A 6,527-nucleotide genomic window follows, 5' to 3' on the forward strand; every position below is an offset into this window, starting at 1 on the left:
GAGCGAATGTTAGGGAAGCAGGAGGGGCTAATTCATGTTTGAACCGAATAGGTATGAAACGGTAGTTGGGCTGGAAGTGCATGTTGAGCTTCATACGAAGAGTAAAATCTTCTGTGGCTGTTCGACGTCATTCGGCGCTCCGCCAAATACCCATACATGTCCAATTTGTCTGGGGCATCCTGGCGTTCTGCCAGTATTGAACCGTCAAGCGCTGGAATACGCGATGAAAGCGGCCATGGCGCTTAATTGCGAAATTGCCGACATAAGCAAATTTGACCGCAAGAACTATTTCTATCCCGATTCACCAAAAGCCTACCAAATCTCCCAGTTTGACAAGCCTGTTGGCGAGAATGGCTGGATCGATATTGAAGTGAACGGCACGACCAAACGCATCGGTATTACTCGTCTTCATTTAGAAGAAGATGCGGGTAAGCTAACTCACGTTGATGGCGGATTCGCATCCTTGGTTGATTTTAACCGTGTAGGCACGCCGCTTGTTGAGATTGTATCGGAGCCGGACCTTCGCAGTCCTGAGGAAGCAAAAGCTTATCTAGAGAAGCTCAAAGCTATCATGCTGTATTGCGAAGTGTCCGATGTGAAGATGGAAGAGGGCTCACTGCGCTGTGATGCTAACGTCAGTCTTCGTCCGTATGATCAAGAACAGTTTGGCACAAGAGCAGAGCTTAAGAACATGAACTCGTTCCGCGGCGTTCAGCGCGGTCTTGAATACGAGCAAATGCGTCAAGCCGATGTGCTGGATAGCGGGGGCAAGGTGGTTCAAGAGACCCGTCGCTGGGATGAGACGCAAGGCAAAACCTTCTCCATGCGCAGTAAGGAAGAGGCTCATGATTACCGCTATTTCCCGGACCCGGATCTGGTTCAAATCCATATTGATGCGGAGTGGAAGTCGAGCGTTCTTGCTTCCATTCCAGAGCTGCCAGATGCACGCAAAGCGCGTTACACAGCAGAATTTGGTCTATCCTCCTATGATGCAGATGTCATAACGGCCTCTAAGAAGCTTGCTGATTTCTTTGAAGAGAGCTTGCAGTTTACGAAGGATGCCAAAGCAGTAGCCAACTGGATTATGGGTGATATGCTGGGGTACCTGAATGCTGGCGGCTTGGAGCTTGATGAGATTAAGCTGACTGGCCAAGGGCTCGGCGAAATGATCGGTCTTTTGGAAAAAGGAACGATCAGCAGCAAAATCGCCAAAACCGTCTTCAAGGAGATGCTGGAGAGCGGCAAGCGTCCACAGCAAATCGTTGAGGAGCAAGGTCTCGTTCAAATTAGCGACGAGGGCGCAATTAAGGAAGTCGTTGATCGTATCGTAAGCGGTAATCCGCAATCGGTAGAAGATTTTAAAGCAGGTAAGGAAAAAGCAGTTGGTTTCCTTGTTGGTCAGGTTATGAAAGAGACCAAAGGTAAAGCGAACCCAGCATTAGTTAATAAGCTTCTGCTGGAGCGTCTGAATCAATAAGAATAACAATGTTATTCCTTGAAATATATGTAAGGAAAGAGGCATGTCCCTTAACGGCGGACATGCCTCTTTCCGTGTCTCCTAATCTTTTGTCGATAAGAATGTGTTACACTATAGGCTACTAATAATGAAAATAGTTGTTTAAAAGGAGGCGGCGAAGGATGCGTGAACAGAAGCAGTATGATCGAATATTGGCGCCGCTTCTAGCCTTTCTTGTTCCAGGAGCGGGACATCTGGTGTTAGGTCAGCATTTGAAGGGACTTCTACTTCTAATGAGCGCATTGACAGATATTGTGGCGATGCTTCGTTTTGCAGATGAGGGTGGCGGTAGCTACGCTTTATTAATCGTATTTCTTGGTTTGGCAATTCCGTTTTTCTGGTTCTATAGCGTATTCGATACACTTCAGCAAGGCGCTTATATACGGCAGTTTGGGGAAGCAGGTAATACGGATGAACAGCGCCAGAATAGCGGAGTTGTTGCTTTTCAAGGAGCTGCGGTTATCCTTGTCGCGCTTATCCTTCTCTTACTCGTTCGTGCGCCTTCTGTTCTCACATCTTGGCTGGAAACAATAGGTAGCTACTTGCCTGGAATTGGTCTTATTATCCTTGCATTGCTTGTCGTTATGAAGAGGGGGAAAGGCATGTTTAAGCTTGGACGCATAACGTCAGCGACAGTAATTCTAGTTGTTGGTGGATTACTGCTGTGGGATCAATTACAAGGCCGTAACGATATCGGTGTGCTGGGACAATGGTGGCCTGCTGCATTCGTTATGCTTGGCATAGAAGTGGTCGTATACAGTTTTATCAACCGATCAAGGAGCAGGAGGCTTTCTTTTGATATCGGGGGCAGCTTTATAGCTGTAGTTATTGCGGTAACTGCCTTTGCGGTAACCCAGTATGCAGCAATGCCTCTTCGTTGGTTGGATGATTTTAAAGTCAACTTTGCCGGTATGAGCGGGTTTGGTGAGGAAAAGGGATTTATGTATACGAAGGAAAAAGCTAGCGTGCCGATCGGACCCGATACGAAGACGATATCCATCGATAATCCAAATGGAAAAGTGAGTGTGAAGAAAGGCGAAGGAAATGAAGTTACAGTTGAGACTGTCATGTGGGTCGATGTAACGGATAAGAAAGAAGCGGACTCGGTTGCCGAGCAATCAAAGGTCGCTATCAGCGAAGGCGAAAAACTGTCGATTCAAGCAAAAGGTCAGCCATACGGTGCAAATGGCAACCGTAAGCCGCGTATGAATATGATCATCACTATACCGGCTTCTTCTGTATTCGCGCTGCCCATAGTTAAGCATGAAGAATCACCAGTCGATACGGCGAATAAAATAAATGAAACCTCTAGCCCTGTTGACTCGTCTAACTCAGTGACAGCAGTTGAACCTGAAGCAGCCGGTTCTGCTTCACCGAATAATAAAGCTCCTTTGACGGAAGAACCCGTTTCTTCCAAGATCAATATAGTCGCTACGAATGGCTCAGTAGACATAGCGGGTCTTGTTCTGCCTGGCGGCCTGAACATTAAGATCACCTCAGGAGAAGCCAAACTAAGTAACCTATTTGGTCCTGTTAATGTGCAGACAAAGAATGGAGATATTACTGCTGCTGCTATCGAGGGCAATGTTCAATTGGCAACCTATAATGGAAGTGTAAAGGCACAGCAAATTACTGGTGAATTCGAGGGATCAACCTTAAGCGGGAATATGGAGCTCAAGCATATTACAGGTCATATTGAGGCGGATACGAAGAACGGTGAGATCATTATTAAAGAAGCACAAAGCTCTATTAAAGCGGGTACCCTTAATGGGGATATCGAGATTCACAGCGCTGCCGTTGGCGGCAATTGGGACATTGACAGTTCAATAGGGGATATCAGACTCTACGTCCCCGAGCAGGGCAATTTTTCGGTGAACGGCTCGGTTACCTTTGGTACCGTTTCATCCGAATTGCCTCTCATTTCGACCAAAAAAACGATAAGCGGGGACATCGGTGCAGCGACTTATCGGATCGATATTGATGCCAATAGCAGCATTGCGGTAAATCGTTACAGTCCATAAAATGATTTCCGCTTTCATTGACAAAAGGAAAAGTAAGCACGTACAATGGTTCTAACGAATGGGAAAGGACGTGAAGGGCATGGGCGCAACCGTTGAACAGGCACTTGAGCAATTGAAAAGTACCGGTGTACGTATGACCCCGCAGCGTCATGCTATCTTGAGTTTCCTTATGAATTCCATGACTCATCCTACAGCCGATGAGATTTATAAGTCGTTATCTCCTGCATTTCCTAGCATGAGTGTTGCGACTATTTATAATAATCTGCGTTTGTTTGTTGACGCAGGATTCGTCCGAGAGCTGACGTATGGCGACGACTCAAGTCGGTTTGACGCTGATTTATCTGAACATTACCATGCGATCTGTCGTTCCTGCGGCACAATCGTTGATTTTGATTATCCACCGCTAACGGAAGTTGAGACCGAGGCATCCAGGCAAACGGGATTCAAGGTTGAAGGCCATCGGATGGAAGTATACGGACAATGTGCCGAATGCTCCAGGCCTAATTCCTAACCAGCTCATAACCGTGTGGACGAACGTGCAAGGGTAGAGGATTTACTCCACCTTCTGCGCGTTTTTTTATTTGTTATTAAAGGAGCTAATTGTTTTAAACGTATGTATGTAGTATTGCCTGGAATTTGGCTCAGAAGAGAGGAGACAGCATAGCGTGGAAACAGTTCGAATTCGTCCTCGCCGCCACCAAGGCGGATGGCTGAGATGGCTTGTTATTACTAGTGGATTAGCAGCAATGATTGCCGGCATGTGGTTTGGCTGGCAGCGCTATGTACCTAATACTGAAGTGATAAAGGTTGATTATGGGTCAACTTATCCAATCATTTATCATGGTCAAATCACGAAGTTAGGTGCAATCGTCGTCAATGATGATGCAATCAAGCTTCCGTTATCTTTTATACAGGGACAGTTGGGACTTCAAGAAGAAGTCTATTATGAGAAGAAAAGTGGTTCCATCATTTTAACTGACGTGGACAAGCTGCTTCGATTGAAGACCAATACACTGACAGCGACAATCAACAGTAAGCCTTACACGCTTCGTTTCGCTGCAGAAGTAAAGAACAATACGGTCTTCATTCCAATTGCACCGCTACAAGAACTTTATGGCATTCATGTGGAATATAACAAAGACCTGCATTCAGTAACTGTTATGAGGGCTGGCGAAGCGGTTCAGCATGCCGCTGCCTCACGAGAAGTTTCTATTCGTCAGAAGCCAACGATTCGAGCGCCGATCGTCAAGAAGCTTGCTGCTAAGGGCGAGGTAAGGGTTTGGGGTGAGAAGGATGGCTGGTATTTGGTACAAAGTATCGAGGGGAATATGATTGGTTATACAGCGAAAGGCGATTTGAAATTATCCAGCATGGAGCAAATTAAGAGCCCTGAAGAACCAAAACCATTTATTGCATGGAAAGCCGTAGGCCATAAAATTAACCTAACTTGGGAAGCAATCTATAGCAGTGCATCCGTAAATACCGATAAAATAACCCCAATGCCGGGCGTTAATGTAGTTAGCCCAACATGGTTTGAACTTGCCGATGGAGCAGGGAATATCAGCAGTAAAGCGGATATGCACTATGTGAATTGGGCACATAATCAAGGTATGCAGGTATGGGGACTTTTTAGTAATGATTTTGAACCGGTCAAAACGACAGCAGCCCTTGGAAGTGTCAATTCGCGGTTTACAATGATTCAGCAGATTCTTTCATACGCCAAAATGTTTCGTTTACAAGGGATCAATTTAGATTTTGAGAATGTAGAAACAGCAGATAAAGAAAACTTGGTTCAATTTGTTCGAGAGCTAACCCCATTGCTCCATGAACAGGGAATCGTTGTCTCTATAGATGTAACTCCAAAATCCAGTAGTGAGATGTGGTCAGCATTCCTTAACCGCTCTTCACTAGGTAAAGTTGTCGACTATATGATGGTAATGGCCTATGATGAGCATTGGGCGAAGAGTCCTACATCAGGCTCCGTTGCTTCTCTTCCATGGGTAGATCGTACGCTTAAGCGAATTATTCAGGAAGATCAAGTGGCACCTAGTAAGTTAATACTGGGTATGCCCCTTTATACACGGATTTGGAGCGAGAAGAAAGACAAGAATGGAAAGGTTGACGTAACCTCTAAAACTGTTGGTATGGATACAGTCGCAACAATCATTGCGAAGTACAAGCTAACGCCCGTGATAGATTCAAAGTCTGGGCAGAATTACGTCGAATATAACGAAGATGGAGCTTTGAAGCGGATCTGGATCGAGGATGCATTATCGATGCAAGGACGAACGGCAATTGCGAAGAAATACGGGCTGGCTGGAGTTGCAACATGGCAGCGTGCTTTTCAATCGCAAGATATTTGGAATGTTATTGATCAATCCTTAACGAAGCTGCCATAATCAATTTTAAATTCTAATTATAAAATGACAAAGGCCCCATAAACGGATATTTCCGTCCGTGGGGCCTTTGTTTGTTCAATGGCAGAGGTTACGCATTGGGAGGCGTCGAAGAAATGGATGCGAGCTCATCCTCATCCAAGTCTGTTGCTTGCTTCGGATCCAGCGTCATTTTCGTTTTACAGTACATACAACGGTCAGTCTTACCGAGTATTTTGGTTTGTCTACCGCATTCTGGACACATTAGAATGACAGCGCTGGTCGAAAGCATACCAGCCCAGAAGTAAATAGCGACGCTTGCTAGCATAGAGACCATACCGATAACCATGAATACCGCTGCAAATACTCTTCCGGTAGAACCTCCCCAGAAAACGATACCTGCTGTTCCGAGTATCATAAGACCCATGCCAAAAAGAGTTAATAGGAGTCCCCACAGCCGAAATTCGTTAATCTTACTCGATTTTGCGAACATGTTTCAAATCCTTTCTGTCGGACCGACACGGTTTTATTGAAACTAAGCAGGAAACCGGGCGGACATTGTCGAACAAGAATATTAAACTGCGAAATCATTATAGCCTAAACTGAAGAATGAAG

Annotated in this window: 5 protein-coding genes; 4 read left to right on the plus strand and 1 reads right to left on the minus strand. The window is 45.5% G+C overall.

Annotation, left to right across the window (positions count from 1 at the left end; all coding sequences use genetic code 11):
- Positions 1–34 precede the first annotated feature (34 nt).
- The 4 genes from gatB (at position 35) to EKN16_RS29995 (ending at position 5,936) form a co-directional block, all read left to right on the plus strand.
- On the plus strand, positions 35–1,477 hold the full coding sequence (gene gatB, locus EKN16_RS29980) for an Asp-tRNA(Asn)/Glu-tRNA(Gln) amidotransferase subunit GatB (RefSeq protein WP_125665066.1): 1,443 nt from the start codon (positions 35–37) through the stop codon (positions 1,475–1,477).
- A 161-nt stretch (positions 1,478–1,638) separates the two neighbouring features.
- Positions 1,639–3,537: a DUF4097 family beta strand repeat-containing protein gene (locus EKN16_RS29985; RefSeq protein WP_125665068.1), complete on the plus strand. Its 1,899-nt coding sequence runs from the start codon at positions 1,639–1,641 to the stop codon at positions 3,535–3,537.
- Positions 3,538–3,616: 79 nt separating this feature from the next.
- Positions 3,617–4,048, plus strand: coding sequence for a peroxide-responsive transcriptional repressor PerR (perR, locus tag EKN16_RS29990; RefSeq protein WP_269462738.1), 432 nt, complete (start codon positions 3,617–3,619; stop codon positions 4,046–4,048).
- A gap of 154 nt (positions 4,049–4,202) precedes the next feature.
- Entirely contained in the window at positions 4,203–5,936 is a 1,734-nt protein-coding gene (locus EKN16_RS29995) for a glycosyl hydrolase family 18 protein (protein WP_125665072.1), read from the plus strand.
- Between the two features lie 88 nt (positions 5,937–6,024).
- Here the strand turns inward: EKN16_RS29995 and EKN16_RS30000 are convergent, their stop codons facing one another.
- The gene (locus EKN16_RS30000; RefSeq protein WP_125665074.1) at positions 6,025–6,405 is read right to left on the minus strand and encodes a DUF2614 family zinc ribbon-containing protein; all 381 of its coding nucleotides are present in this window, start codon (positions 6,403–6,405) and stop codon (positions 6,025–6,027) included.
- Positions 6,406–6,527 lie beyond the last annotated feature (122 nt).

It is taken from the genome of Paenibacillus baekrokdamisoli, assembly GCF_003945345.1.
GTDB classification, from domain to species: Bacteria; Bacillota; Bacilli; order Paenibacillales; family Paenibacillaceae; genus Paenibacillus_Z; species Paenibacillus_Z baekrokdamisoli.